Source organism: Streptomyces sp. NPDC048057, from assembly GCF_040653095.1.
In the GTDB taxonomy this organism is placed as follows: Bacteria; Actinomycetota; Actinomycetes; order Streptomycetales; family Streptomycetaceae; genus Streptomyces.
The window spans coordinates 133,931-157,793 of record NZ_JBEZNF010000019.1 but is presented as its reverse complement, the minus strand read 5'-3'; the positions used below and the strand labels follow the sequence as shown (position 1 = coordinate 157,793).

Sequence of the window (23,863 nt, the reverse complement as noted above, 5' to 3'; positions counted from 1 at the left end):
ATCCACCACCGGGAGCTGGATACCCATGGCACGTCTCGACCGTCGTACGCTGCTGACCGTCGCGGGAGGCGGGGCCGCCGCCCTGGCCCTGCCCGCGGTGACCGCACCGACCGCTGCCGCCGCCGACATCGCCGGCGCCCGCGGAGCCCGGGGCAGCGACACCGGGCTGCTGCACACCTGGTTCCGCGACACCTACCGCTCGATCGAAGCCCTGACCACGGACTTCGGCCTCACCGCCGACAAGGCCGACCTCAGCCGCCCCGGCCGCCCCGTGCCCTCCCGCAACACCTCGCCCACCAACATCGGCTGCGGCCTGTGGTCCACCGCCGCCGCGGGCGGCCTCGGCGTCATCGACCGTCCGACCATGCACCGTCGGCTCGACCACATGGTCACCGCGGTCGAGAAACTGGAGCGCTTCCACGGCTTCTGGGTGAACTGGTACGACTCCTACGACGGTTCCGTCCTCACCACCTGGCCGGAGACGGGTGCACCGGTCCGCCCCTTCCTCTCCTCCGTCGACAACGCCTGGCTCGTCGCCGGACTGCGCATCGCCGCCGACGCCTCACCGCGGCTCGGCAACCGGGTGCGGCGGATCCTCGCCACCGCGGACTGGTCGTACTACTACACCCCCTACGACCCGGCGGACCCGGTCAAGGGCCCCGGTCAGCTCCGCGGCGGCTTCTGGACCGACACCGGCGAGCCGACCGGCCACCACTACGGCGCCCTGAACACCGAACCGCGGATGGCGAGCTACCTCGGCATCGCCGACGGCTCGCTCCCCGGCGACCACTACTGGCACCTGCTGCGCACCATGCTCCCCGAGCACGGCCAGGAGCAGGCGCCCGGGGGCTCGTACACCACCGTCGACGGCGTCCGCGTCTTCAACGGCCACTACACCCACCGCGGGCGCAAGCTCGTCCCCTCCTGGGGCGGCTCCATGTTCGAGGCGCTGATGGTGCCCCTCTTCGTCCCGGAGCCCGAGTGGGCCCGCCGGTCCTGGGGGCTGACCCACCAGCGGTACGTGCGCTCCCACATCGAGCACGGGATGGTGGAGGAGAAGTACGGGTACTGGGGGTTCTCGCCGTCCAACGTCCCCGAGGGCGGCTACCGCGAGTACGGCGTCGACGCGATCGGCATGCAGGTCGAGGGCTACCAGTCCAGCGGGGTCGTCACCCCGCACGCGGCGATGCTCGCCCTTCCGTACGCCCGCTCCGAAGCCGTCGCCAACCTCAGGGCCCTCGCCCGTGACTTCGGCGCCTACCACGACGGATACGGCTTCCGGGACTCGGTGAACGTCCGCACGGGCCGCGTCAGCGACTTCGTCCTCGCCCTCGACCAGGGCATGATCGCGGCGGCGCTCGCGCAGGAGCTGCGGCCCGGGCTGCTCCAGCGGCCCTTCCGCACGGGCGGGTTCGCCGCCCGCGTCAAGCCGCTGCTGGCCAAGGAGCGCTTCAGCATCTGACGCGTCCGGTTGGCACGCACGCACCAGGGGCCGCAGCTGCACCGGCAGCTGCGGCCCCTCGCGGTCGTACCCGGTCGTATCCAGCAGTCCTCGGTGTCACAGCCTGCCGCGACGGCGCTCCTGCAACAGCAGCACCCCGAGGTACACCCCGCCGATCGCCATCGTGTAGATGCCGACGGGCAGGTTCTCGAACAGCGGCAACTGCTGGGCGGCCAGATCCGCGAGGACCAGTAGCAGCGCGCCGGTGAGCCCCGACAGCAGCAGGTGCGGGCCCGTCACACCGGTGAGCCGCTTCGCGATCTGCGGCGCGGTCAGCGCGACGAAGGCGATCGGGCCCGCGACCGCCACCGCCCCCGCCGACAGCACGATCGCCAACAACACGGCCAGGGACTTGGTGCGCTTCGGCTCGGACCCGAGCCCCTGCGCGATGTCGTCGCCCATCTCGCCGACGTTCAGCCGGCGCCCCAGCAGCACCGTCAGTGGCACCGCGACCAGCAGCACCAGTCCGATGGTGGTGGCGTCCTGCCACGACCGCGACGACAGGCTGCCGTTGACGTACGCGGTCAGCGCGGAGGCGTTGTCGCGCTCCATGGCATACACCACGTACTGCGTCATCGCCTGGCAGATCGCCGCCACGCCGATGCCAGCGACCACCAGCCGCGCCGGATTGCGGAACCCGGTGCCCGTCGAGACGTACACGAGCACCATCGCCAGCACGGCGCCGAGGAGCGCACCGAGCGCCACCGGCACCGTCCCGGGCAGGAACAGCGCGGACATCGCCGCGCCGGCGCCGGCCCCGGCGGCGACCCCGATGACGTCGGGGCTGCCCAGCGGATTGCGGGTGGCCGACTGGAACAGCGCCCCGGACAGCCCCAGCGCACAGCCGGTGCCGAGCGCCACCACCAACCGGGGGCCGCGCAGCCGCTCCAGCACGAACGCGTCGCGGCCCTCGGCCCCGCCGGTGAGCGCGCTCCCCAACTCCGCGAGCGGGATTCCGAGCCGGCCCAGCGACAGCGTCGCCGCCGACGCGGCGACGATCAGCACCAGCAGGGCGAGGGCGGCCAGCAGCGAGGCGCGCCGCACGGGCACGGCCACCGCGGACCCCAGCCGCAGGACGACCTTCGGCGAACCGGTCCGTACGACCGGCGCCCGCCCGGTGCGCTCCACGGCGGCCGGGCGCTCGGCCGCCCGCTGCTCGTCACGGGTGACACTCATGCGTTCCCCCTCATCCGGCGGACCGCAACCAGCAGGGCGGGGGCGCCGACGAACGCGGTGACCACACCGACCATCAGCTCCTGCGGTCGCATCACCACCCGTCCCACGACGTCCGCGATCAGCAGCAGCGCCGGCCCGGCGACGCAGGCGAAGGCGATCTGCCACCGGAAGTCCACCCCGACCACGGCACGCACCACGTGCGGCACGGCGAGGCCGACGAAGGCGATCGGGCCCACGGCCGCGGTCGCCGATGCGCTGAGCAGGGTGGCCGCGAGGAGTCCACCGCCGCGCACCACCCAGGGGTTGGCCCCGAGGGAGGCGGCCGTGGCGTCGCCGAGCGCCAGCGCGTTCAGGCTGTGGCCCAGCAGCAGCGCGAGCAGCAGCCCGGCACCGGCGAAGGGGACCATCGACCAGAAGACGTCCATGTCCCGTCCGCCGAGCGCGCCCACGACCCAGTACCGGTAGCTGTCGAAGACCTGCGGCTTGGTGAGGGTGACGGCCTGGATGAACGCCATCAGCACGGCCGAGAGCACCGCACCGGCCAGCACCAGGCGGACCTGGCTGCGGCCGGAGCGGGTGGCCCCGATCGCCTGGACGAGCACACCGGCGAGCAGCGCGCCCGGCAGCGCCCACCACATGGCGGCGGTGCTTCCGCTCGCGCCCCAGAAGGCGGTCGCGGTGACGATGCTGGCCGACGCGCCCGCGTTGATGCCGAGCAGTCCGGGCTCGGCGAGCGGATTGCGGGTCACCCCCTGCATCAGCGTGCCGGCGACGGCGAGGGCGAGCCCCGCGAGCGCGCCGAGCGCGGTCCGTGGGTAGCGGCTCTCGACGACCGCGGTGAGCTGGGCGTCGGCCGTCCCCGACAGCACGTCGACCACGTCGCCGAAGGACGTCGTACGACTGCCGAACATGACACTGGCGAACAGGGCGAGCGCGAGGAGGACGAGTCCGCCGCAGACGCCGAGAACGCGCCGGGCGGCGCCCCCCTGACGGGAGGCGCCGCTCGGCGGAGCCTTGGTGATGGTGACCATCTGGCTGCGGCGTCCTACTTGCCGGCAGCGGCGACGGCCTTGTCGATCAGCGGCAGGTACCGGTCGATCGTCCACGGCACGGTCAGCGGGTTGATGATCGAGGAGGCGGTCACGAAGGAGTTGTTGTCGCCGACGACCACGGCGCCCTTCTCGACCGCGGGGATGCCGGCGTACAGCGGCTGCGACTCGATCTCCTTGCGGTTCTTCTCGTCGGTGTAGAACGTGAAGACCAGGTCGCTGTCCTTGAGCTTGCCCGCGTTCTCCAGGCCGATGAGCGCCGAGTCGGTGCCCTTGGTCTCCGGGAACTGGTTGACGACCGGGTCGACGGTCAGGCCGAGCGAGGAGACCATCTTCACCCGCTGCTCCTCGGGCTTGAAGACGCCGAGGGTGCCGGGGCCGGTGTTGTAGACGTACGAGAACTTCAGGTTCTTGTAGGCGGGACGGGTCGCGGCGGCGTCGGCCAGCTGCTTCTCGATGGTGGAGACCAGCTTCTTCGACTCGGAGGGCTTGCCCATCGCCTTGGCGATGATGTCGATCTGCTGGTCCCAGTTGGTGCTCCACGGCAGGTCGGGGTAGGCGACCGTGGGGGCGATGTCCTTGAGGACGTCGTACTGCTTCTGCGTGATGCCCGACCAGGGGGCGAGGATCAGGTCCGGGTCGAGTTCGAGGATGGCCTCGGTGTCCAGCTCCTCGCCGCCGGTGAACTGCTTGGGGAGCTTGTCGCCCTTCTTCGTCACGGCCTCGTGGATCCACGGCAGGTAGCCGGTCTTGTCGCTGCCCCAGGGGTAGCTCTCGACGCCGACGGGGGTCGTGCCGAGGGCGATCGCGGTCTCGGCCGAGCCCTGGCCGAGGGTGACGATCCGCTTCGGCTCCTTCTTGATCTCCGCGGTCCCCAGGGCGCTCTTGAGGGAGACCGGGAACGCGCCGCCGCCCTTGCCGGCGGAACCGGAGGACTCCTTGTCGCTGTCGCCCTCCGACGAGCAGCCGCCGACGGTGAGGACGACGGCGACTGCGGTGGCCGCGGCAGCGAGCACGCGCCGACGCGTGCGGGTGAACCCGAGCATGGATGTTCCTCAAGAGTGTGGTGTGGCAAGAGCGCGACCGAGGCCGATGTCAAGCCCCCGATCGAGTTAGGCAAGCCTAAGCTAATGCTGTCTTGATGTTCAACTGTGGCCGGATTTAGATCCGGCAAAGCCTGTCTGATGTTGGTTTGCGGCGGGATCGCCACGATCGAGTGATCGACTCTCGGCCGCTCCGTGCCCTCGTATGCGCCGTGCATGATCGCGGAGAGCGTATGGCCTGATCCCATGCTTGGATCCGGCGGCCTGATCCGGCGCGCTCCGTGTCGCGGTCGCGGCGCCCCCGTCGTGGTGATGCACTGCCCCCTTGCTGGGAGGTCGCAGGTCAATCCTTGATCCACGACCGCGGGGGAGGGGGAGGGGTGCCGTGGTCGAGTCCGGCGTGCGGCGGCGGAGCCGTCCGCGGCGCCGGGCAGAACATCTGACGATCTGGCTGAAAAGCGCGCTAGCACGGCAGTTGCTTCGTCAACGGCCTGTACCGGCGTCGTCACGCTCCTTAGCATGGGCGCCCTACCGCTGACGCTCTCGACTGACACGGGTGAGTACTGGATGCAAGAGGAGTCGTGGCGCCCGGACGCCATCGACACGACGGTGCCGAGCGTGGCACGGATGTACGACTACTACCTGGGGGGCAGTGACAACTACGAGTCCGACCGCATCGCCAGCGAGGAGCTGCTCAAGCAGGTCCCCAGCACCAAGGTGCTCGCGGTCAACAACCGCCGCTTCCTCCAGCGCGTGGTGCGCGTGCTCGCCCAGGACTACGGCATCCGTCAGTTCGTCGACCACGGCTCCGGTCTGCCCACCCAGGACAACGTCCACCAGGTGGCCCAGGCCGTCGACCCCACTTCCAGGGTCGTCTACGTCGACAACGACCCGATCGTGCTCGCGTACGGCCGCGCCCTGCTCGACGAGAACGAGCGCACCGCCGTCATCCAGGCCGACATGCGTGACACCGACGAGATCTTCAGCCACGAGGAGACGACGCGGCTGATTGATTTCAGCCAACCCGTAGCGGCCCTTTTCGTCTCGGTGCTGCACTGCATCCCGGACGAGAGCGACCCGGCGGCCCTGGTCCGACGGGTGGCGGAGCGGCTGGTCCCCGGCAGCTTCCTGGTCGTGTGCCAACTGGTCAGCGACCGCCCCGAGATCCGCAAGTACGTCACCGACTTCATGGACCAGGCCACCGGCGGGCACTGGGGCCGGGTGCGCGAACAGGAAGAGGTCGCCGCCTACCTCGACGGCCTCGAAATCCTGGAGCCGGGACTCGTGGAGGTCTCGACCTGGCGTCCGGACAACGACCTCGCGCCCGTGCAGGCGACCGACGAGTGGCTGGAGTGGGGCGGCGTGGCCCGCATCGGCTGACGCCCGCCCCGATCGACGCCGGCCTGACGGGCCGGCGTCACCTGCACCCGCGGGCCGCGGTCACGACGACTGCGGCCCGCCCAGCGCTTCGAGGTGCTTGCGCAGCACCTTCGCCGACTCCACCGGGGTCAGCGCACAGGCACCCAGCCGGTCCAGCATGTTCCGGTACTCCTCCACCATCGACGGCTTCTGGCTGAAGGTGGAGTCCATCAGGTGCTCGATGTAGACGGCGTCCTTGAGGTCGCCGAGGGCGAACCTGAGGAACGTCACGCCCGTGCCCACGCCGACCGCCGCCGACACGTCCAGCGGGGCGATCTGCAACGTGATCCGCGGGCGCTCCATCATCGCCAGCAGGTGCCGCAACTGCGTCCGCATGACCTCCGGGCCGCCGACCGTGCGCAACAGCACCGACTCGTCGATGATCGCCCAGAGTCGCGGCGCGTCCGGCTGGTCGAGCTGGTGCTGGCGCTCCTGGCGCAACTCCACCCGCCGCACCGCCTCGTGGGACAGCAGCCGCCCCGGCCCGGCCTTGATCACTGCGTGCGTGTACTGGGGGACCTGGAGCAACCCGGGCACGTAGAACGGTTCGTACGTGCGGATGCGCTCGGCAGCGCCCTCCAGGGCGACCAGCGGCTGGAAGAACCCCGACAGCACGTCGCTGAACGAGTGCCACCAGTCGGGCCGGTGCGACTGCTCGACCAGCCGGATGAACTCGTCGACGACACCCTCGTCCGCCACCCCGTAGAGCTGGAGGAACGCCAGGGCGTCGGCGCGCTTGCAGCCGTGCCTGCCCAGTTCGATCCGACTCGTCTTCGAACGCGAGAACCCGAGGCGACGGTCCACGTCGGCCGGGTCGAGCCCGGCGGTCGTGCGCAGCTCACGCAGCTTGCCGCCGAGGATCAACTTCAGGGCGGTGGGGTTCTTCTCCACCGCCCCCAGTGGTCGGGCGAACAACGATTGGTGCGGCTCGACTGCAGCCATCAGGCGCTCCTGCGGAAGCGGGGAAAACGCCAGTATTCACCAAGGCCGGCCCGGCGGGCAGGGTGCGGGTGTTCGGAAGATGGTTTTCAGCCGACGACAGCGTCGAATTCGCCACCCCTGGCCCCGGCGAGGAACGCGACCACCTCATCGCGGGTGTAGATCAGTGCGGGGCCCTGCGGATCCCGGGAGTTGCGGATCGCGACGGAGCCGTCGGGGAGCCCGGCGAGCTCCACGCAGTTCCCGGTCGCATTGCTGTGACTGCTCTTCGTCCAAGTCACGGCGTCCAGTGCGGTCGCCGAGATGCCGTTGTAGACCTGTGCCACTGCAACAGCCCCTTTCCTGCGGCGGGTTCTTCCCCCTCCACTCTCCACCGAATGCAATCTCGAATGCAATCCCAGATGCAATTGCATTCGCCGGGAGCACTCGACATACTCAGACGGTGGCTGCTGACAGAGTGTCAACGTGCCTGATGTCCAGGGGGACATGATCTGTGACGACCCATGCGTCAGTCTCATCGGCCAGGAGCGCCCGCACCCCGGGCCTGACCGACGAAGCCGGGACCGGATCGGCACGGGCCTCGGGGGCGACCCCGTCGGGCGGCCCCTCCTGGGGGCGGCGCGAGGGCGTCCCGACCGGCCCGACGCCCTCCGGTCCCGCTCCCTCCGGCTTCGCCGCGTGCGGACTCGACGGACGGCTGCGGAACGCGCCCCAGGCGCGCCGCTTCGTCGCCTCGACCCTGAGCGGCTGGGCGCTCGACAGACTCGTGCCCGACGCGGAGTTGGTCGTGAGCGAACTCGTCACCAACGCCGTTCAGCACGCCCTGGACCCCACGGCGTGGGAGACGGGGGACTACCCGGTCTGGCTCGGCATCTTCCTGAACCCCGGCGACCTGGTCTGCGCCGTCACCGACCCCAGCTCCCGCCCCCCGTGCCTGCGCGCCCCGGACGACTGCGCGCTCGGCGGGCGTGGCCTGGCGCTCATCGAAGCGCTGAGCACGTCCTGGTCCTGGGAGCTGACCCCGCCGCGCGGCAAGACCGTCTGGGCGGCCCTGCCGCTGCCCGCCGGACTTCCTTGACCTTTCTGCCGTAACCATTTTGCAAGATCCGCCAGCTACTCGCCCGCCGCCCCGGACGCGGCGGGGCCCGGCCGCGCGGACGGCGCGACCGGGCCCTGGTGGCGACGGGAGCGGGGCTCGGCAGCGCCGGCCCCGCGCGGCGTCAGCGGGACGTGATCAGATCGTGCGGCGGCACGGTCACCGTGCGGGCGCCCGGCTTGCCGCCGAGGACGACCTTCCGCAGCGAGGTGTTGTTCGTCAGATCGGTCTCCTTCAGCCGCTTGTCGGGGTTGGCGACGATCTGGATCCAGTACGTGCCGTTGGGCACGTCCGTGATGTCGAAGGTCTGACCGGGCAGGTAGCCGGCGTAGGTGTCACCCGAACCGACGTCCAGCGACTGCCGCACCGACATCGAGTTCTCCTCGCCGCACGCGCTGCCGAGGTCGGTGCTGAACGGATGCCAGTTGGCGTTCTTCACCGTGTAGTCCACGGCGTCCGTGTTCACCAGGCAGAACGCCTCCTTGTCGCTGCGCACGACCTCCTTCTGGTCCGCCTTGAGCAGCCGGTACGCGGCGAAGTCCGTGAAGTGCCAGTGCACGTGGCCCTCGCGCGGGTCCCACTCCATGGTGCCGGTGGGGGCGTAGCCGACCTGCTTGCCCTTCGCGTCGTAGAAGTACTGGTACGCGTCCATCAGGCCCTTGTTGGCCTGGCGGAAGCCGTCCACGACCAGCGGCGAGGGCCCGGCGTTCCAGGTGGTGCTGCTGAAGGCGAGGTGGTCGCGACCGGGCGCCTCCCCCTCCGGGCCGGCGGAGATGAAGATGTCCCAGGCCGGCAGCGCCCGCAGGTCGGGCTTGGGGACGTTCGCCGGCACCGATGCGCGCGAGGTCGGCCGCTTCGCCGCCGGCTGGCGCGGCGGCGCGATGCGCGAACCGTCCGTGCGCCCGGGTCCGTCACCGGCCGCCGCGGCCTTCAGGCCCTCCTTCTTCAGCGCCCAGGGCAGCGCCGGGGGCGCCGGGGTGTCGACGCCGTACCCCTGGAGGTGGGCGCGGCCGAGACCCGGGGTGGACTTCGGCGCTCCGTGCCCGCCGTGCCCGCTTCCGTGGGACCCGTGCCCGCCGGCTGCCGACGCGCGTGCGCCCTCACCCGACGGGGCCGACGGTGGCGTCCGCACGGTGACCTTGAGCTTCTGGGGCTTGTTGGGCATGCCGAACAGGTCCCGGTACTTCTTGGCGACCGACACCGTCGCCGCGTACTGGCCGTCCGGCACGTCCAGCGGCGCACCGTAGAAGGGCGCGTACACATTGGCGGCCCAACCGTGCTGGATCCCCCAGACCGAGCCCAGGGTGAAGGGGTTGGTGGGGCAGCTCTCCGGGAACTTGGCCTTCGCCGGGCCGTCGGGACGGATCCGGCTGGCGGCGTTGTTCGGGCAGAAGTTCTCCTTCTGCGAGGCGACCACCTTGCCCGTCGAGTCGGCGAGGGTGATCTGGAGGAAGTCGGGCAGCCCCGAGAAGTCCTTGACGAGCCCCTTCGGCAGGGTCTTGGTGACCGTCTTGGTCCCGTTGCGGATGATCTGGCGGGCGACCACGGGATCCTTGTACGAAGCCCGCGTCACCCGGAACTCCAACGCCGGCCCCTCGACGGCGAGATACGTGCCGAGGTCGAGATAGACGCCGGACGGCTCGCCGGGTTCCCCCACGTAGCGGTCGAGGACCACGGAGTCGGACGCGGCGATCAGGCTCAGCTTGGGCTGCGCCGGGGTGGCCCGGGACACGGGCGTGGCCCCCGTGATGCCCGCGGCCACCGTCAGGGCCGCCGCTGAGGCGAGCCCGGAGCGCCACAGTCGTGCGCGGTGATGTCTGGTCATTGCCCCTCGTTCGGACGAGTGTCACCGACCACGGCAGGTCGGTCGATCGGCACACGGGCCGCTTCCCTCGGGTGGTCGAGCCCGACGGCGAATCCCGTGGCCACCCCTCCAGAGAGGATCGCGAGTCTGTGGGTTGTCTGTGAGGGGCGGAACGCCGATCGTTGTCCAGAAAACGCCCAACAGGGTGCTCTTCAGGCCGTGGAGACCCCGAAGTCCTTCACGGCGTCGTCAACTGTGCTACGTGCCGGGTGAGTTACGGGTGGGGGAGTCGAGCGTCATCGGGTGCGGACGACGAGCTTGCCGGGGCGCCGGTTGTGCTCCAGGTCGTCGTGCGCGGTCCTGATGTCGTCGAGGGCGTACACATGGACGGGGCCCGGCGCGAGGTCGCCCGACGCGATCCGGTCCACGTGCCGCTGGAACACCGCGGCCGGCAGGTCGTCCGCCTCGCCCCCGTACGCGGCCAGTCGAACGCCGCGCGGCAGATAGGAGATCGGGTAGAAGTCGTGCACGAGCCACTCGTTGGAGAGCATTCCGGTGAAGCAGACCGTGCCGTGCACCCGCGTCGCGGCCAGGGTGTCCGGCAGCGTCGGGGTGCCGACGAGCTCCAGCCCCGCGTCCACGCCGTCCGGGAAGACCTCCCTGACCTGCCGGGCCACCCGGCCGTCGTCGACGAGCGGATGGTCGACGCCGTGCTCGGTGAGGCCCGTGAGGCGATCGGGGTTGCGGGTGGTGGCGAGGACGGTGGCGCCCACGTCCTTCGCGAGCGTCGTGGCGGTGAGCCCGAGCGCTGAGGTCCCGCCCCGGATCAACAGCGTCTGCCCCGCTTGCAGATCGAGCCCGACGGTCAGCGAGCCGTAGGCGGTCTGGAGGGTCTCCGGCAGCGCCCCCAGCGTCTCCCACGGCAGCGACGACTCGAACGGGATCACCTGGGCGCGCGGGACGACCACGTACTCGGCGTACCCGCCGTCGTACGTGCGCCCCATCCCGCCCATCATCGTCGCGACGCGCCCGCCCGGTGCGAGGACGCCGTCGGGGTCGAGGTCGACGGTCCCCACCGCCTCGATGCCCAGCACCCGGGGGAAGCTCACGCCCTCGGCGAGTCCCAGCCGGGTGTGGAGTTCGGAGCGGTTCAAGCCGAACGCCTCCACCGCGATCCGCACCCACCCCGGCCGCGGCTCGGGCAGGGGCAGCGTCCGCAGGTGCAGTTCCTCCACGCCGCCGGGGCGATCGAGGACGACGGCGCGCATGGTCGTGGGGGTCACGGTTCCTCCTCGGGTGCTGGATCGCCCCCATCGTGGTCCACGGCCGGCCCCGGGGCGCCTGAGCTGGGCTGCGGCGACGGGGGAGTGGGCCCCGATGGCGTACGGACCGGGCTCGCCGTGCGGCCGGTGGCGCGCCGACCTAGGCTGGTGGGACCGCCGTCCCCTCCGTTTGACAGGGAGGACCGCCGTGAGCAGTGCAACTCCGCGTTGGCGCAGGACGGGCATCGTCGCGGCCTTGGTCGGGGCGCTCTTCGTACCCGCGTCGACCGGGCTCGTGCACGGTGCGCCAGCGGCGCGGGCCGTGCACACCGTCGCCGCACCGGACCCCGCCCGGGCCGTGTCCCCGGGCGTCACCACCCCGCCCTCCCCCTCCGACACCGCCTTCCCCGAACTCGACGCCCGACGACGCCTCCCGCATGACCTGCTGGACGCAGCGGTCCAGCAGGTCATGCGGGAGGCTTCGGTGCCCGGGGTGACGGTCGGGCTGTGGGTCGAGGGCAAGGGCAGTTACGTACGGACCTTCGGCGTGGCCGACAAGGCCACCGGTGCACCCATGGAGCCCGATCTGTTCATGCGGATCGGCAGCGAGACCAAGACGTTCACCGTCACCGCCCTGCTCGAACTCGTCGACCTGGGGAAGGTGGGCCTCGACGATCCGATCGGGAAGTACGTCGACGGCGTGCCCGACGGAGACCGGATCACCCTGCGCGACCTCGCCGGCATGCGCAGCGGGCTGTTCAACTACTCGGAGGACGACGGCTTCTTCAAGGCCCTGACCTCCGACCCGTACCGCCCCTTCACCCCGCGCGAACTGCTCGGCTACTCCTTCAAGCACCCCGTCCAGTTCCCGCCCGGCGCCGAGTTCGACTACTCCAACACCAACCTCATCCTGCTGGGACTGGTGGTGGAGGAGGTCACCGGCCTGCCGCTGGACCGCTACGTGCAGAAGAACGTGCTGGACCCGGCCCACCTCGACGACACCCTCTTCCCCACGGACGCCCGGTTCCCGAGCCCGCACGCCCACGGCTACACCGACCAGACCGCATCGGGCCAGATCGAGGACGCCACCGACTGGAACCCCTCCTGGGGTTGGGCCGCCGGTGCGATGATCTCCACCCTGGAGGACCTGCGCAGCTGGGCCAAGACGCTGGCCACCGGCACCCTGCTGACCCCCGCCACCCAGGCCGAGCGGCTGAAGACCGGTCCGACGACGATCCCCGGCGCCGGCTACGGCCTGGGCATCTTCAACGTCCAGGGGTGGATCGGCCACAACGGCTCGCTGCCCGGCTACGAGTCGCTGACGCTGTACCTCCCCGAGGAGAGGGCGACGTTGGTCGTCCTGCTCAACACGGACGTCACCCACGACCAGACCGAGCCCAGCACCCTCTTCGGACAGGCCGTCACCCGGATCGTCACCCCCGACCACGTCTTCGACCTGCCGTCCTCCTGAAGGGCCGCCGCGCCCGCCCCGACGGGCCCGCCCCTGCATTCGAGCGATCACGGCCGGTCGCCGGCGTGTGTCGCCCGGGGAATCGCCCCGCCCCACCGCACAGTGGGACCGACCTCCACCCCCACTGACCAGGCAGGGTAGCGACATGCCAGAAGTGAGCCCGGCCGTCGGCCGCCGCAGCGTGCTGTTGATGGCCCCGGCCGTCGCGGCGGCGACCGTCGCCGACACCGTACGGGCCGACGCCCGCCGGCCCGCCCCCGACGGCCGGGCCGGAGCGGACGCCAGCAACGCCCGGATCGACGTCCACCACCACTACACCGCACCCGCCTGGCGCACCTGGGCGACCGCCCAGGAACTCGTCAACCCGGCGCAACTGCCCTGGTGGACCGAGTGGGAGCTGGACGACACCCTGGCCGTGATGGACCAGGCCGGCATCGCCACCGCCGTCGTCAGCCTCGCCATGCCCGTCCGCGGCTTCCGCGACCGGGCCCAACTGCGCGAGAGCATCACGGTCGCCCAGGAGGCCGTCACCGAACTGACGCGCGCCCACCCCGACCGGTTCGCCTTCTTCGCCCCGCTCTTCCCCGACGACCTGGAGACCTCCCGCTGGTCGTTCGCCCGCGGGCTGGACGAACTCGGCGCCGTCGGCGTCCAGATGCGGGCGAACACCCGCGGCGTCTACCTCGGCGACGCCTCCCACGACAAGCTCCTGGCGGAGCTGAACGAACGCTCCGCCGTGATCAACACCCATCCGCACGAACTGCCCGGCAGCGATCCCGCGCAGCACGCCGTGCCGGGCGTGCCGAGCTTCTTCTGCGACTTTCCCCTGGACACCACGCGCGCCGCGGTGAACCTGATCCTCAACGGCACCCTGGACCGGTACCCCGACCTGTCCTTCATCCTGCCGCACGGCGGGGGCTTCCTGCCCTTCATCGCCGACCGCATGGCGGCGTTCGCCGGCTTCCTCACCCCCGAGATCGAGCCCGCACGCGTACGGGACTACCTGCACCGCTTCTACTTCGACACGGCGGCGCCGATGGGCGCGGCGTCCGCCGCGGCGCTGTTCGCCACCGCCGACCCCGGCCGCATCCTGTACGGCAGCGACTGGCCGGCCAGCCCCGCCGGCACCATCAGCGACGTCGCCGCGCCCGCCCTGGACCGCGAGAGCGGACTGACCACCTTGCAGCGACGGCGCGTCAACCGGGAGAACGCGCTGCGCCTGATGCCGGCCCTCGCCGGCCGCCGCACCGCCGCCGCGCGCTGACGGCCACGGCGGCGGGCGACAGCCGGCCCGTACGTCAGTGGTCCGGGCGCGGGGGAGCGGCCGGGGGCGGCCCCAGCGTGGTCGTCCCCGGGGCGGCCTGGTGGCCCAACCCCGTGCGGTACGCGTCCATCGCCGCCTCCGTCCGCCCCGCGCGGCGCAGCAGATCGCCCAGCAGCCGACAGAGGTCGGCCAGGTCCCCGCTGGCGCCGCTGCGCTCCAGGAACGCCAGCGCCTGGACGTAGTGCTTCTCGGCCTCCTCGGCGTCACCGCGCTCCTCGGCGATCAGGCCGAGCAGCCGGTGCGCACCGCCCGCGTGCACCGCGCCGTGCCGGTCGCCCAGCCGCAGCAGCGTCGTCGCGACCTCGGCCGCCTGGTCGAAGCGGCCCAGTCGGCGCAGCACGTCCGCCAACTCCACCTCCACCTGTGCCGTGTACAAGGTGGCCCGGCGGGCGGTCAGCATCTCCCGCGCCGTGCGCAACTCCCTTTCCGCCAGGTCCAGTTCACCGTTCTGGGCGTGGACGTAGCCGCGCATCCAGTGGCAGTGTGCCAGATCCGTGCCGAGGCGCAGCTGACGGTAGATCGTCTGGGCCTCGGCGAGTGAGGCGTCCGCGTCCGCGATGCGTCCTTCGGCGAGGAAGGTACGGGCCACTTGGCGGTGCATCCCCGCGACCAGCGCCGGATCGCTGACCCGGGGCGTCAGCGCCAGGGCGACCTCGGCGGCGTGCGCGGCCCGTGCGTGCGCACCCATGTCGATGTACGGGCCGATGACCGCCGCGTACAACAGGACGAGCGCCTCCGGGTCGGCCAGGCCGCTGGTGCTGAGCCCGTCGATCGCCGACTCCAACAGATAGCAGGCGTACCGCAGTTCGCCGGCGAGGAGGTGTGCCACCGCCCGGCCGCGGACCGCCCGGGCGCGCTTGGGCAGCGGGGCGTCCGCGAGCAGCCGCTCCGCCTCCTCGAAGCGGTCGCGTGCCACGTCCAGCTCCCCGGTCTCCAGGGCGCAGTCGCCGAGCCCGAGCAGCGACTCCGCCTGCTCGGGGGCCAGGTCCAGCTCCACCGCCTGTGCCAGCAGCTGCTCGAAGCGGACGGCGGCCTCGGCGGCGGAGCCGGTGGCCAGTTCCCGTTGGGCGTCGGTGAGGGCGTACCGCAGCTCGGTCGCCAGCCGGGCGGGGCGGCCGGTGGTCAGCTCCTCCACCGAGGTGTCGAGGCGTTCCGCGAAGAAGCGGAGCGCGGTCTCGGAGGGGCGGACCTTGCCGGCCTCGACCGTGGAGACGTACGCCGGGGTGTACGCCGGCTCCGAGAGCTGACGCTGGGTCATCCCCCGTTGCTTGCGCAGCTGGCGCACCCGGCGGCCGATGTCGGCCTGCGCCGTCGGCTCGGCCCGTGCCGTCGGCGCCGCCGGTTCGGCGTGCGCCGACCGCCCGGCCTGGTCGGTGTGCTCGGCCTGCTCGGCCTGTTCCTTCATCGGGCCCCAATCCGCTCGGATGCCTCCGTGTGCCGGGCTCAGTATCGCGGGCCGCCGCTGTGACTTCGGGTCGGTCCGACCATTGCGCCGACGGGGCCCCGACCCCTAACTTAAGCACGCATTTCATGGAGGTTAACAAGATGCTTAACTCTTCCCGGGGAGGGGATCCCATGCGCCGAGCCGTGCGCAGGAGCACCGCGGCGACCGCCGTGGCCGCCGTCGTCACCGCCGTCGTCGCCGTTGCACCCGGTGGCGCGGCCGTCGCCGCCTCGCCCCCCGACCGGCCGATGGTGGAGGTCGAGGTCCCCGGCCCCGAGCGCGGATCAGCGGCGGGATCCGGCCACGTCGTCGTCCCGCAGAACGGCCGGGACCGGCCGCAGGCCAGGCTGTCCGCGGCCGAGAACGCCGAGGACGGCCGGGTCACCAAGCTCGTCGACAACGGCGCCACCGACGACCGACTCGACATCGTCGTGGTCGGCGACGGCTACACCGCCGCGGAACTCCCGCAGTTCCACACCGACGCCAAGGAGATCTGGGCCCAGACCTCCGCCGTCGAGCCGTACACGACGTACGAGGGCATGTTCAACATATGGGCGGTCGACGCCGTGTCCAACGAGTCCGGCGTCAGCGGCGACCCGGACCGGGCCACCGTCCGCGACACCGCCGTGGGCTCCTACTTCTGGTGCGGCGAGATCGAGCGGTTGCTCTGCGTCGACCAGGTCAAGCTGGACCGCTACGTGGCCAAGGCGCCCGAGGCCGACCTCGTGATCGTCCTCGCCAACAGCACCAAGTACGGCGGCGCCGGCTACAACGAGCCGAGCCCGACCCTCGGTTACGAGGGCATCGCCACCGCCTCCGCGGGCAACGCCAAGTCCGGCCAGGTCGCCATCCACGAGACCGGCCACTCGCTCGGCAAGCTCGCCGACGAGTACTTCTACCCCGGCTACCCGGGCTACGAGCAGTACACCGGCCCCGAGCCGGGCGACAGCAACATCTCCACCCTCTCCGCCGCCGACATCGCCGCCCAGCGCGTCAAGTGGCACCGCTGGCTCGGCGAGACCTCGCCCGACGGGGGCGCGGTCGGCGCGTACGAAGGCGGCGGGTACTTCGTCAAGGGCCTCAACCGCCCCACCGACAACTCGATGATGCGGTCCGTCGACAAGCCGTTCAACCTGCCCGGCGTCGAGGCGATGATCGCCGGCTTCTACCGCCATGCTCAGCCGCTGACCGCCGTGACGCCCGCCGACTCCACGCTGCGCGTGCGGAACACCGCGAAGGCGGACGTCGTCAAGCTCGCGGGCCAGGGCACCAAGCAGCTCACGGTCCGTTGGTACCTGGACGGCAAGGAGGTGCGCCGGCTCGCGGGCCGTACCCAGATCCGGGTCGCGGAGGTCGCCCGCTACCTGGTGGACCGCCGCACCCACACCCTGACCGTCACCGCCGAGGACCGCACCGCCTCGGTGCGGGACCCCAAGGTCGCCGCCACCATGAAGTCGGCCGTCAACTGGAAGGTCCGCCTCTGACGCCCGGCCAGGGGCGAACGCGCGTGCAGTGTCGGCCGTGCGTTCGCCCGTACGGGTGAGCACACCGCCACCGCTCGCTCACGGGGCGGGCGGTGGACCGTTTCCCCCTCCCGGGCCGCGCTGTTTCCGTACGGTGGACGGGGTGGAAGGCGTCGTCACCGGGAGGGGCGCGTGGACGAGGAAGCACGCCGGCGCATGCTCGTCGAGGTCCAGGCCGAACGGGAGCGGCTGCTGCCGCTGCGGGCGGAGGCCACACGGACGACGATCGCCCTGGTCAGACAGAACACCGAGCAGTCCCCGGAACTGGTGCCGTATCTGAACCTCGCGTACCTCCTCGGCGTGCGCCGCACCCAGGGCGAGGACGCGCTGATCGCCTTCGCCCTGTCCCTGGCCAACTGGGCGGTGGCCACGGTCGACGAGGTCGCCCGGTACTCCGGCCGCAGCGCCGAGCAGGTCGTCGACCAGTACGAGACCGACATCATGGCCGCGCGCGCCGAGTCGCCCGAGCCCTGAGCCGGAGCCGTTGGCCCCGTCGACGCGGCGGCACTTGACTTGGAGTGCGCTCCAGCGGACAAGCTCCCGTCCGTAGCCCGTGAACACCGCGGGCGCGGACGAGGGGACACCCATGAAGTACCGCCAGATCGGCACCGACCCGGCCACCCGCCGCGAGGTCAGCGTGCTCAGCCTCGGCGCGATGCTGTTCGGCACCCGCACCGACGAGGCGACCGCCTTCGCACTCCTGGACCGCTACGTCGAGGCGGGCGGCACCTTCATCGACACGTCCAACACCTACGCGTACTGGTTCCGCGACACCCAGGGCGGCGAGAGCGAGCGGGTGCTCGGGCGCTGGCGCGCCAGCCGCGGCATCGACGACGAGGTCACCATCGCGACCAAGCTCGGCGCCCGCCCCCTCGCCCCCGGCACCGGATACCTGGACAACCCCGAAGGGCTGTCCGCCGACACCGTCCGCGCCTCCGCCGAAGCCAGCCGCGAGCGCCTCGGCATGGACCGGCTGCCGCTGCTGTACGCCCACATCCGGGACCCGAAGACACCGCTGCGCGAGACCGTCGAGGGCTTCGCAGCCCTCGTTGCCGAGGGCACCGTGGGCCTGCTCGGGGTCAGCAACCACTGGGCGTGGGAGGTGGAGCGCGCCCGGGCGATCGCGGAGGCCGGCGCACTGCCCGGCTTCCAGGTCCTCCAGTACCACCACAGCTATCTGCGCCGCCGCGTCGACCGGCCCGACCCCCACGCCCCCGACGGCCCCTTCGGCGTGGTCTCCGGCGACCTGCTGAGCCAACTGCGCCAGGACCCCGCGCTCACGATGGTCGCCTACACCCCGCTGCTCAGCGGCGCCTACACCCGCGACGACCGCCCGCTCGGGCCGGACTTCGACCACGGGGGCACCGCACCGCGGCTGGCCGCGCTCGCGGCGGTGGCGAAGGAGACCGGCGCCACCGTCAACCAGGTCGTGCTGTCCTGGCTGATCGGCGGCGAGATCCCGATGATCCCGCTGGTGGGCGCCTCCTCGGTGGCCCAGCTCGACGAGAGCCTGGCCGCGGTCGACCTGGAGCTGACGCAGGAGCAGCGCACCCGGCTCGACGAAGCGGGCTGAGCAGCCACGCCGGCGGCCCGCCGCCGGGTCAGCCGACCAGGGGCAGGGCGCGGGTGAAGACGACCATCGTCCGGCCCCGCCCGTCGTAGTCGGCCACCGGGGACGAGGCGAACCCGAGGGAGTGGTGGAAGGCGATCGACCCGGAGTTGGCGGGGGAGGTGATCGCCTTCAGCGCGGTCGCCCCCTGCGCCTGCGCGGCCTCGGCGAACGCCCCGTACAACCGCCGCCCGAGGCCCGTTCCGCGCACGTCGTCACGGGTGGCGACCAGATGGACGTACCCGGTGCCGGCGGGCGTGGTGAAGCCGAAGACGTAGCCGATCACCGCCTCCCCCCGACGCGCCACCAGACACGTCGGCCCGAACTCCTGCACCATCGCGAGCAGGTGCAGGGAGCGCATGTCGCGCTCGCCCCAATAGCGGTGGTGGTCGGCGAGCACGCGGTGGAAGTCGTCCGTGGTCGCCCCGTCTACGGTCACGTTCATGCACCGCATCCTCGCAAGAGCGGTGCTGCCAGGGGCCGTCGGCCCCTCCCGAACGACGTCAGGGCGCGATGACGGACGGACACAGGTCGTCGCGGCGGACGGCGGCGCCCAGGTTCTCGTCGTCCGAACCCAGGGCGGTGGACGGTGCGCCGGGGGCGCAGACCACCCCTTCGACCTTGTGGCCCGCGAACGTCCCGAGCCGCAGCGGCTGGGCGCGCAACTCCAGCACGGGCTCGCCACCCGCGGGAATGGTGACCCGACCGAGGTCGTACACCGCGCTGTCGAAGGGGCCGTCGTCACCGGGGTCGGACGCGGCCGTGGTCACCACCTGCCCCGACGAGGTGACGTCCACATCGCTGACGTGCCGTACGTCCTGCCCGGGGTAGGGGACCGTGACCGGTGTGGAGACGCGCGGGCCGAAGGCCAGCGTCGCCCAGTCGAGCCGGGCCGTGGCGAGGACACCGGGGTCCTCGTCCTGACCCCGGTGCGCCCACACCGCCACCAGACGTCCGCCGCTGCTGGTGAGGGCGAAGCCCTCGTAGTTGTCGCCCGGTGCGACGTCGGGGACGGTGAACTCCCTGAGCACCCGCGCCGCGCCGGACGCCCACCGGAGGTGGTACGCACGCCCGGAACTCTCCAGGGCGACGAACTCTCCGGGGCGGCCCGGTACGTCGGAAAGCGCCTCCAGGTCCACGGGCAGCCGCTCCCCGTCCCACCGCACCTCCCACACCTGCGCCTCGTTCCCCGCCACCTGGATCCGGGACAGCCGGCGCTGACCGGCGTGCTTGTTGTCGTGGACGGCGAGCAGGTCTCCGGTGCCGGTGGCGCCCGCGACCGCGAGGCCGCTGATGCCGGAGGTGATGCCGAGCCCCGCCGGCAGCCAGTCCCCGTCCACGGCGGCCGACGACGGGACGGAAGCGAGGCAGAGCAGCGAGGCGGCGACCGCGGCCGTCCAACCGACGGCGCGCAACGGACGGGACGGGCGGCGGGTGCGAGGGCTCCGGGTCTTCATGCGGCGAACGCTAGGTCGCCGTGCCGGGCGCCCCGCGCGACGTCGTCGCCGGCTCGTCCCAACGGCCCCGTCGGATCACCCGGCCCGCGCAGCCCCTACGGCGTCGGCGCCGCGGCCCCGGTGGTTCGGGCGGCGGCACGCGACCGACCGACGACCCGGGCCGCACCCGCCAGCACGACGGCCGACGCCACGAGCGCCGCGCTCGACCACAGCGGCGCGCGGTAGCCGAGGCCGGCACCGATCGCGGCTCCCGCCACGCCAGGACCCAGCGCGGCCCCGACGTTCATCGCCGCCGTCGCGTACGCACCGCCCAGCGTGGGCGCGCCGGGTGCCTCGTACACCGACAGCGTGATCAGCGTGGCACCGACCGCGAACGACAGCGCACCCTGCACGAACACCAGGAACAGCGCGACCGTAAGGCTGCTCGCCGTCAGCGCGAACAGCACCCAGCCGACCAACAGAGCTGCGCCGCCGGGCACCAGCAGTCGCATCGGCCGGGTGTCCGCCATCCGGCCGCTGAGGGTGACGCCGACGAACGACCCGATGCCGAAGAGCGCCAGCACCACGGGCACCGCGCCCTCCCCGAGACCGGCGACGTCCGTCATCACCGGGGCCAGGAAGGCGAAGGTGCCGAACGTCGCCGCGTTGACCAGGGCAGCCAGGGCGAGGGTCACCAGCAGCCGGGGCCGGCGCAGCTCCCGCAACTCCCGCCGAGCGCTCGGTGCTTCGGCCCGAGCGGATGCGGCCGCGTCCGCGTTGCGGGGCTCGTCCACGGGCGCGGACGTGGGCACCGAGCGCAGGATCGCGATCACGACCGGTACGCAGACCAGCGCCACGGCCCAGAACGCCGCGCGCCAGGACCAGACGTGACCGAGGACCGCGCCGGCCGGGACGCCCGCGATGCAGGCGAGCGTGACGCCGGAGATCAGCACGGAGATCGCCCGCCCCTTGGCGTCGGGCCGCACCAGGGACGTCGCGGTCGCCATGCCCACGGCGAGGAAGCCGGCGTTGGCGAGGGCGCCGACGACCCGGGTGGCCAGCAGGACGGCGAAGCTGTCGGTGACCGCGCCGACGACGTGCACGGCCATGAAGACCGTCAGGAAGGCGAGCAGCGCCCGGCGGCGGGGCCAGCGCAGGCTGAGCGTCGCCATCAGCGGCGCACCGATCACCATACCGATGGCGAAGGCGCTGGTCAGGGCGCCGGTACTGGCCATGGACACCCCGAGGTCCCCGGCGATGTCCGGTGCGATGCCGGAGAGCATGAATTCGGAGGTGCCCTGGGCGAAGACGGCCAGGGCGAGCAGATAGACGGCGGGTGGCACGAAGCACTCCACGGTGGTGACAGGGCGGCGAGGGCCGTGCCCGTCGGCGCGACGCAGGGCGTCGCCGCACGACGGGCACGGCTCGACCGCGCAAGAAGATAAGGGGGAGAGGAGGGCCGCGGGCCGGGACTGCGGCACGCGACATCAGACGGTGCGCGACGTCCTGGAGAAGGGCGGCCCATGCGACGGTGCTTCGGCGGCGGGTACGGCGTCAGGACGCGAGGCCCGGCACACAGAGTGCGGGCGGCACGTCACGCGGTACGGCAAGAGGCCACCGGAAGACCGGTGGCTAGCGTCTTGATGCCTCGGGGCTGCTCACGGGGTCACCCTAGGGACGAGACGCCGGGTGCGTCCACCCGGTTTCCGTCCGCCGCCTCCTTCCGGGCTTCAGCCAGGCTCTTTCGGGCCTCTTCCGAGCTTCTTCCGGAAAAGTGTTGACGCCCTCCCCACGGTCTTCTACGGTGTATAGCGAACTTGTTGCCGTCGATCGGAGTTGGACGTTGCTCGTCTGAGGTCTCGCGATACCGCACCTCGTGTGCCCGTGCGCAGCGCCGCACGGATCCTCGCCGTACGCGACCTCGACGCCACAGCCGTCCTCCCCGCCGCAGCAGGTCCTTCTCGGGCCTCTTCGCCCGGCCCTTCGGGAGCCCAGGTCGCCACGCCGAGCGGTATCGCCCACGCGTTGCCCCCACCCACGACCAAGCAACCGCGAGGCCGCCCATGTCTCTTCAGCCCACTTCCCGCACCTCCCTTCCTTCCGCCTCCCCCTCCACCGCCTCCATCGCCGTCACCGACCTGACGTACGCCTGGCCGGACGGCACCCCCGTCTTCGACGGGCTCCAGACCGCCTTCGGAGGCGGTCGCACCGGCCTCGTCGGCCTCAACGGATCGGGAAAGTCGACCCTGTTGAAGCTGATCGCGGGCCGGCTGCGGCCGGCCGCGGGCGCCGTCAAGGTGACGGGCGAGGTCGGCTACCTGCCGCAGGACGTCACCTTCGACACCGCCCTACGGGTCGACGAGGTCCTCGGCATCGCCGACACCCGGGCCGCGCTGCACGCCATCGAGGCGGGCGACGTCCGGGAGGAGCACTTCACGGCCGTCGGCGACGACTGGGACGTCGAGGAGCGGGCGCTCGCCACCCTCGGCGGCCTCGGGCTCGCCGACATCGGCCTGGACCGCACCGTCGGCGAGGTCTCCGGCGGCGAGTCCGTGCTGCTGCGGCTGGCCGCACTGCTGCTGCGCAGGCCCGACGTACTGCTGCTGGACGAGCCGACGAACAACCTCGACCTGCACGCCCGGCGGCGTCTGTACGACGCCGTGGCGGGGTGGTCGTCGGTGCTGGTGGTGGTCAGCCACGACCGGGAGCTGCTGGAGCGCGTCGATCAGATCGCCGACCTGCGCGGCGGCGGCATCACCTGGTACGGGGGCACGTTCTCCGCGTACGAGGAGGCGCTCGCCGCCGAACAGGAGGCGGCCGAGCGGATGGTCCGCGTGGCGGAGTCCGATCTGCGCAAGCAGCAGCGCGAACTGGCCGACGCCCAGGTCAAGCTGGCCCGACGCAGGCGCTACGGCCAGAAGATGTGGGACACCAAGCGCGAGCCGAAGGTCGTGATGGGCGAGCGCAAGCGGCAGGCCCAGGTCTCCGCGGCCAAGCACCGCATCATGCACGAGGAGCGACTCGCCGATGCGAAGGGTCGCCTCGACGAGGCGGTGGAGGCGGTGCGCGACGACGACGAGATCCGCGTCGACCTGCCGGGGACGGCCGTCCCCGCGGGGCGCACCGTCTTCACCCTCCGCGAGCTGCACCTGGCGCACGGAGCGCGCGTGGCGGGGGAGTTCACCCTGCGCGGGCCCGAGCGGATCGCGCTGGTGGGACGCAACGGAGCGGGCAAGACCACGCTCCTGCGCACCCTCGTCGGCGAGCTGGCGCCGGTGGCCGGCGAGGCCGTCGTCCAGGTGCCGCACCGCTTCCTGCCCCAGCGGCTCGACGTCCTCGACGACGGGCTGACGGTGGCCGAGAACGTGGCACGGTTCGCCCCGCAGGCGACGAACAACCACGTCCGCGCGAGGCTGGCCCGCTTCCTGTTCAAGGGGGCGCGGGCGGATCAGCGGGCCGGGACGCTGTCCGGCGGCGAACGCTTCCGGGCGGCCCTGGCCGCGCTGATGCTGGCCGAGCCCGCCCCGCAACTGCTGTTGCTGGACGAGCCGACCAACAACCTCGACATGGCCAGCGTGCAGCAGCTGACCTCGGCGCTGAAGTCGTACGAGGGAGCGCTCGTCGTGGCCAGCCACGACCTGCCGTTCCTGCGGTCCATCGGCATCACCCGCTGGCTTCTGATGGACCAGAGCCTGTGCGACACCACGGCGCAGGAGGTGGCGGACGCGGTGATGAAGCGGTGATCCGCAGCGGCAGGACAAAGGGCC

Annotated in this window: 20 protein-coding genes; 9 read left to right on the top strand and 11 right to left on the bottom strand. The window is 72.0% G+C overall.

From position 1 onward, the window contains the following. The first annotated feature begins 25 nt into the window (after positions 1-25). A complete protein-coding gene (locus tag AB0E05_RS23145) occupies positions 26-1,462 on the top strand; it encodes a glucoamylase family protein (protein ID WP_361966429.1) in 1,437 nt (478 codons plus the stop codon). A 96-nt stretch (positions 1,463-1,558) separates the two neighbouring features. Here the strand turns inward: AB0E05_RS23145 and AB0E05_RS23140 are convergent, their stop codons facing one another. The 3 genes from AB0E05_RS23140 to AB0E05_RS23130 are packed head-to-tail and all read right to left on the bottom strand — an operon-like array spanning position 1,559 to position 4,772. After that, positions 1,559-2,677, bottom strand: coding sequence for an iron chelate uptake ABC transporter family permease subunit (locus AB0E05_RS23140; protein ID WP_361966427.1), 1,119 nt, complete (start codon positions 2,675-2,677; stop codon positions 1,559-1,561). Next, positions 2,674-3,708 (bottom strand): iron chelate uptake ABC transporter family permease subunit, encoded by a 1,035-nt coding sequence (locus AB0E05_RS23135; RefSeq protein ID WP_361966425.1) that lies wholly within the window; start codon positions 3,706-3,708, stop codon positions 2,674-2,676. Before AB0E05_RS23135 ends, AB0E05_RS23140 begins: the two co-directional genes overlap by 4 nt. Positions 3,709-3,722: 14 nt before the next feature. Then, a complete protein-coding gene (locus AB0E05_RS23130; RefSeq protein ID WP_361966423.1) occupies positions 3,723-4,772 on the bottom strand; it encodes an iron-siderophore ABC transporter substrate-binding protein in 1,050 nt (349 codons plus the stop codon). Positions 4,773-5,336: 564 nt separating this feature from the next. Between AB0E05_RS23130 and AB0E05_RS23125 the strand changes: the two genes are divergently transcribed. Continuing rightward, a complete protein-coding gene (locus tag AB0E05_RS23125; protein WP_361966495.1) occupies positions 5,337-6,149 on the top strand; it encodes an SAM-dependent methyltransferase in 813 nt (270 codons plus the stop codon). Positions 6,150-6,209: 60 nt separating this feature from the next. Here the strand turns inward: AB0E05_RS23125 and AB0E05_RS23120 are convergent, their stop codons facing one another. Next, on the bottom strand, positions 6,210-7,130 hold the full coding sequence (locus tag AB0E05_RS23120) for a helix-turn-helix transcriptional regulator (protein ID WP_361966421.1): 921 nt from the start codon (positions 7,128-7,130) through the stop codon (positions 6,210-6,212). 86 nt (positions 7,131-7,216) lie between these two features. Next, the gene (locus AB0E05_RS23115) at positions 7,217-7,453 is read right to left on the bottom strand and encodes a DUF397 domain-containing protein (RefSeq protein ID WP_361966419.1); all 237 of its coding nucleotides are present in this window, start codon (positions 7,451-7,453) and stop codon (positions 7,217-7,219) included. A gap of 167 nt (positions 7,454-7,620) precedes the next feature. On the opposite strand from AB0E05_RS23115, the gene AB0E05_RS23110 reads away from it, so the two are divergent. Beyond that, positions 7,621-8,205, top strand: a complete 585-nt coding sequence (locus tag AB0E05_RS23110; protein WP_361966417.1) for an ATP-binding protein — start codon at positions 7,621-7,623, stop codon at positions 8,203-8,205. A 142-nt stretch (positions 8,206-8,347) separates the two neighbouring features. On the opposite strand, the gene AB0E05_RS23105 is transcribed toward AB0E05_RS23110, so the two are convergent. Then, on the bottom strand, positions 8,348-10,048 hold the full coding sequence (locus tag AB0E05_RS23105; protein WP_361966415.1) for a lysyl oxidase family protein: 1,701 nt from the start codon (positions 10,046-10,048) through the stop codon (positions 8,348-8,350). Between the two features lie 275 nt (positions 10,049-10,323). Beyond that, complete coding sequence (locus AB0E05_RS23100; RefSeq protein ID WP_361966493.1) at positions 10,324-11,295, bottom strand: zinc-binding dehydrogenase; 972 nt, start codon at positions 11,293-11,295, stop codon at positions 10,324-10,326. Between the two features lie 202 nt (positions 11,296-11,497). Here AB0E05_RS23100 and AB0E05_RS23095 point away from each other — a divergent pair, with 202 nt between their 5' ends. Both AB0E05_RS23095 and AB0E05_RS23090 read left to right on the top strand, forming a co-directional pair. Beyond that, complete coding sequence (locus tag AB0E05_RS23095) at positions 11,498-12,760, top strand: serine hydrolase domain-containing protein (RefSeq protein WP_361966413.1); 1,263 nt, start codon at positions 11,498-11,500, stop codon at positions 12,758-12,760. 145 nt (positions 12,761-12,905) lie between these two features. Further along, on the top strand, positions 12,906-14,024 hold the full coding sequence (locus tag AB0E05_RS23090; protein WP_361966411.1) for an amidohydrolase family protein: 1,119 nt from the start codon (positions 12,906-12,908) through the stop codon (positions 14,022-14,024). Between the two features lie 34 nt (positions 14,025-14,058). Here the strand turns inward: AB0E05_RS23090 and AB0E05_RS23085 are convergent, their stop codons facing one another. Beyond that, positions 14,059-15,489, bottom strand: a complete 1,431-nt coding sequence (locus AB0E05_RS23085) for a tetratricopeptide repeat protein (protein WP_361966409.1) — start codon at positions 15,487-15,489, stop codon at positions 14,059-14,061. A gap of 170 nt (positions 15,490-15,659) precedes the next feature. On the opposite strand from AB0E05_RS23085, the gene AB0E05_RS23080 reads away from it, so the two are divergent. From AB0E05_RS23080 to AB0E05_RS23070, 3 genes are all read left to right on the top strand, one after another. Beyond that, on the top strand, positions 15,660-17,012 hold the full coding sequence (locus AB0E05_RS23080; RefSeq protein ID WP_361966407.1) for a M64 family metallopeptidase: 1,353 nt from the start codon (positions 15,660-15,662) through the stop codon (positions 17,010-17,012). A 171-nt stretch (positions 17,013-17,183) separates the two neighbouring features. Continuing rightward, on the top strand, positions 17,184-17,525 hold the full coding sequence (locus tag AB0E05_RS23075; RefSeq protein ID WP_361966405.1) for a hypothetical protein: 342 nt from the start codon (positions 17,184-17,186) through the stop codon (positions 17,523-17,525). A 112-nt stretch (positions 17,526-17,637) separates the two neighbouring features. After that, entirely contained in the window at positions 17,638-18,624 is a 987-nt protein-coding gene (locus AB0E05_RS23070; protein ID WP_361966403.1) for an aldo/keto reductase, read from the top strand. A 28-nt stretch (positions 18,625-18,652) separates the two neighbouring features. Here AB0E05_RS23070 and AB0E05_RS23065 read toward each other — a convergent pair whose 3' ends face one another. The 3 genes from AB0E05_RS23065 to AB0E05_RS23055 all read right to left on the bottom strand — a co-directional run bounded on the left by AB0E05_RS23065 (position 18,653) and on the right by AB0E05_RS23055 (position 21,439). Then, entirely contained in the window at positions 18,653-19,105 is a 453-nt protein-coding gene (locus AB0E05_RS23065; protein WP_361966401.1) for a GNAT family N-acetyltransferase, read from the bottom strand. Between the two features lie 58 nt (positions 19,106-19,163). Next, positions 19,164-20,117 (bottom strand): hypothetical protein, encoded by a 954-nt coding sequence (locus AB0E05_RS23060; protein WP_361966398.1) that lies wholly within the window; start codon positions 20,115-20,117, stop codon positions 19,164-19,166. A 95-nt stretch (positions 20,118-20,212) separates the two neighbouring features. Continuing rightward, the gene (locus AB0E05_RS23055) at positions 20,213-21,439 is read right to left on the bottom strand and encodes a Cmx/CmrA family chloramphenicol efflux MFS transporter (RefSeq protein ID WP_361966396.1); all 1,227 of its coding nucleotides are present in this window, start codon (positions 21,437-21,439) and stop codon (positions 20,213-20,215) included. Between the two features lie 720 nt (positions 21,440-22,159). Between AB0E05_RS23055 and AB0E05_RS23050 the strand changes: the two genes are divergently transcribed. Continuing rightward, a complete protein-coding gene (locus AB0E05_RS23050; RefSeq protein WP_361966394.1) occupies positions 22,160-23,839 on the top strand; it encodes an ATP-binding cassette domain-containing protein in 1,680 nt (559 codons plus the stop codon). The last annotated feature ends 24 nt before the right edge of the window (positions 23,840-23,863 follow it).

What these genes read in the sequence shown, in the direction of transcription:
- AB0E05_RS23145 (WP_361966429.1), top strand. Translation starts at nt 26, where the DNA reads ATGGCACGTCTCGACCGTCGTACGCTGCTGACCGTCGCGGGAGGCGGG.
- AB0E05_RS23140 (WP_361966427.1), bottom strand. Translation starts at nt 2,677, where the DNA reads ATGAGTGTCACCCGTGACGAGCAGCGGGCGGCCGAGCGCCCGGCCGCC.
- AB0E05_RS23135 (WP_361966425.1), bottom strand. Translation starts at nt 3,708, where the DNA reads ATGGTCACCATCACCAAGGCTCCGCCGAGCGGCGCCTCCCGTCAGGGG.
- AB0E05_RS23130 (WP_361966423.1), bottom strand. Translation starts at nt 4,772, where the DNA reads ATGCTCGGGTTCACCCGCACGCGTCGGCGCGTGCTCGCTGCCGCGGCC.
- AB0E05_RS23125 (WP_361966495.1), top strand. Translation starts at nt 5,337, where the DNA reads ATGCAAGAGGAGTCGTGGCGCCCGGACGCCATCGACACGACGGTGCCG.
- AB0E05_RS23120 (WP_361966421.1), bottom strand. Translation starts at nt 7,130, where the DNA reads ATGGCTGCAGTCGAGCCGCACCAATCGTTGTTCGCCCGACCACTGGGG.
- AB0E05_RS23105 (WP_361966415.1), bottom strand. Translation starts at nt 10,048, where the DNA reads ATGACCAGACATCACCGCGCACGACTGTGGCGCTCCGGGCTCGCCTCA.
- AB0E05_RS23100 (WP_361966493.1), bottom strand. Translation starts at nt 11,295, where the DNA reads ATGCGCGCCGTCGTCCTCGATCGCCCCGGCGGCGTGGAGGAACTGCAC.
- AB0E05_RS23090 (WP_361966411.1), top strand. Translation starts at nt 12,906, where the DNA reads ATGCCAGAAGTGAGCCCGGCCGTCGGCCGCCGCAGCGTGCTGTTGATG.
- AB0E05_RS23085 (WP_361966409.1), bottom strand. Translation starts at nt 15,489, where the DNA reads ATGAAGGAACAGGCCGAGCAGGCCGAGCACACCGACCAGGCCGGGCGG.
- AB0E05_RS23080 (WP_361966407.1), top strand. Translation starts at nt 15,660, where the DNA reads ATGCGCCGAGCCGTGCGCAGGAGCACCGCGGCGACCGCCGTGGCCGCC.
- AB0E05_RS23070 (WP_361966403.1), top strand. Translation starts at nt 17,638, where the DNA reads ATGAAGTACCGCCAGATCGGCACCGACCCGGCCACCCGCCGCGAGGTC.
- AB0E05_RS23065 (WP_361966401.1), bottom strand. Translation starts at nt 19,105, where the DNA reads ATGAACGTGACCGTAGACGGGGCGACCACGGACGACTTCCACCGCGTG.
- AB0E05_RS23060 (WP_361966398.1), bottom strand. Translation starts at nt 20,117, where the DNA reads ATGAAGACCCGGAGCCCTCGCACCCGCCGCCCGTCCCGTCCGTTGCGC.
- AB0E05_RS23050 (WP_361966394.1), top strand. Translation starts at nt 22,160, where the DNA reads ATGTCTCTTCAGCCCACTTCCCGCACCTCCCTTCCTTCCGCCTCCCCC.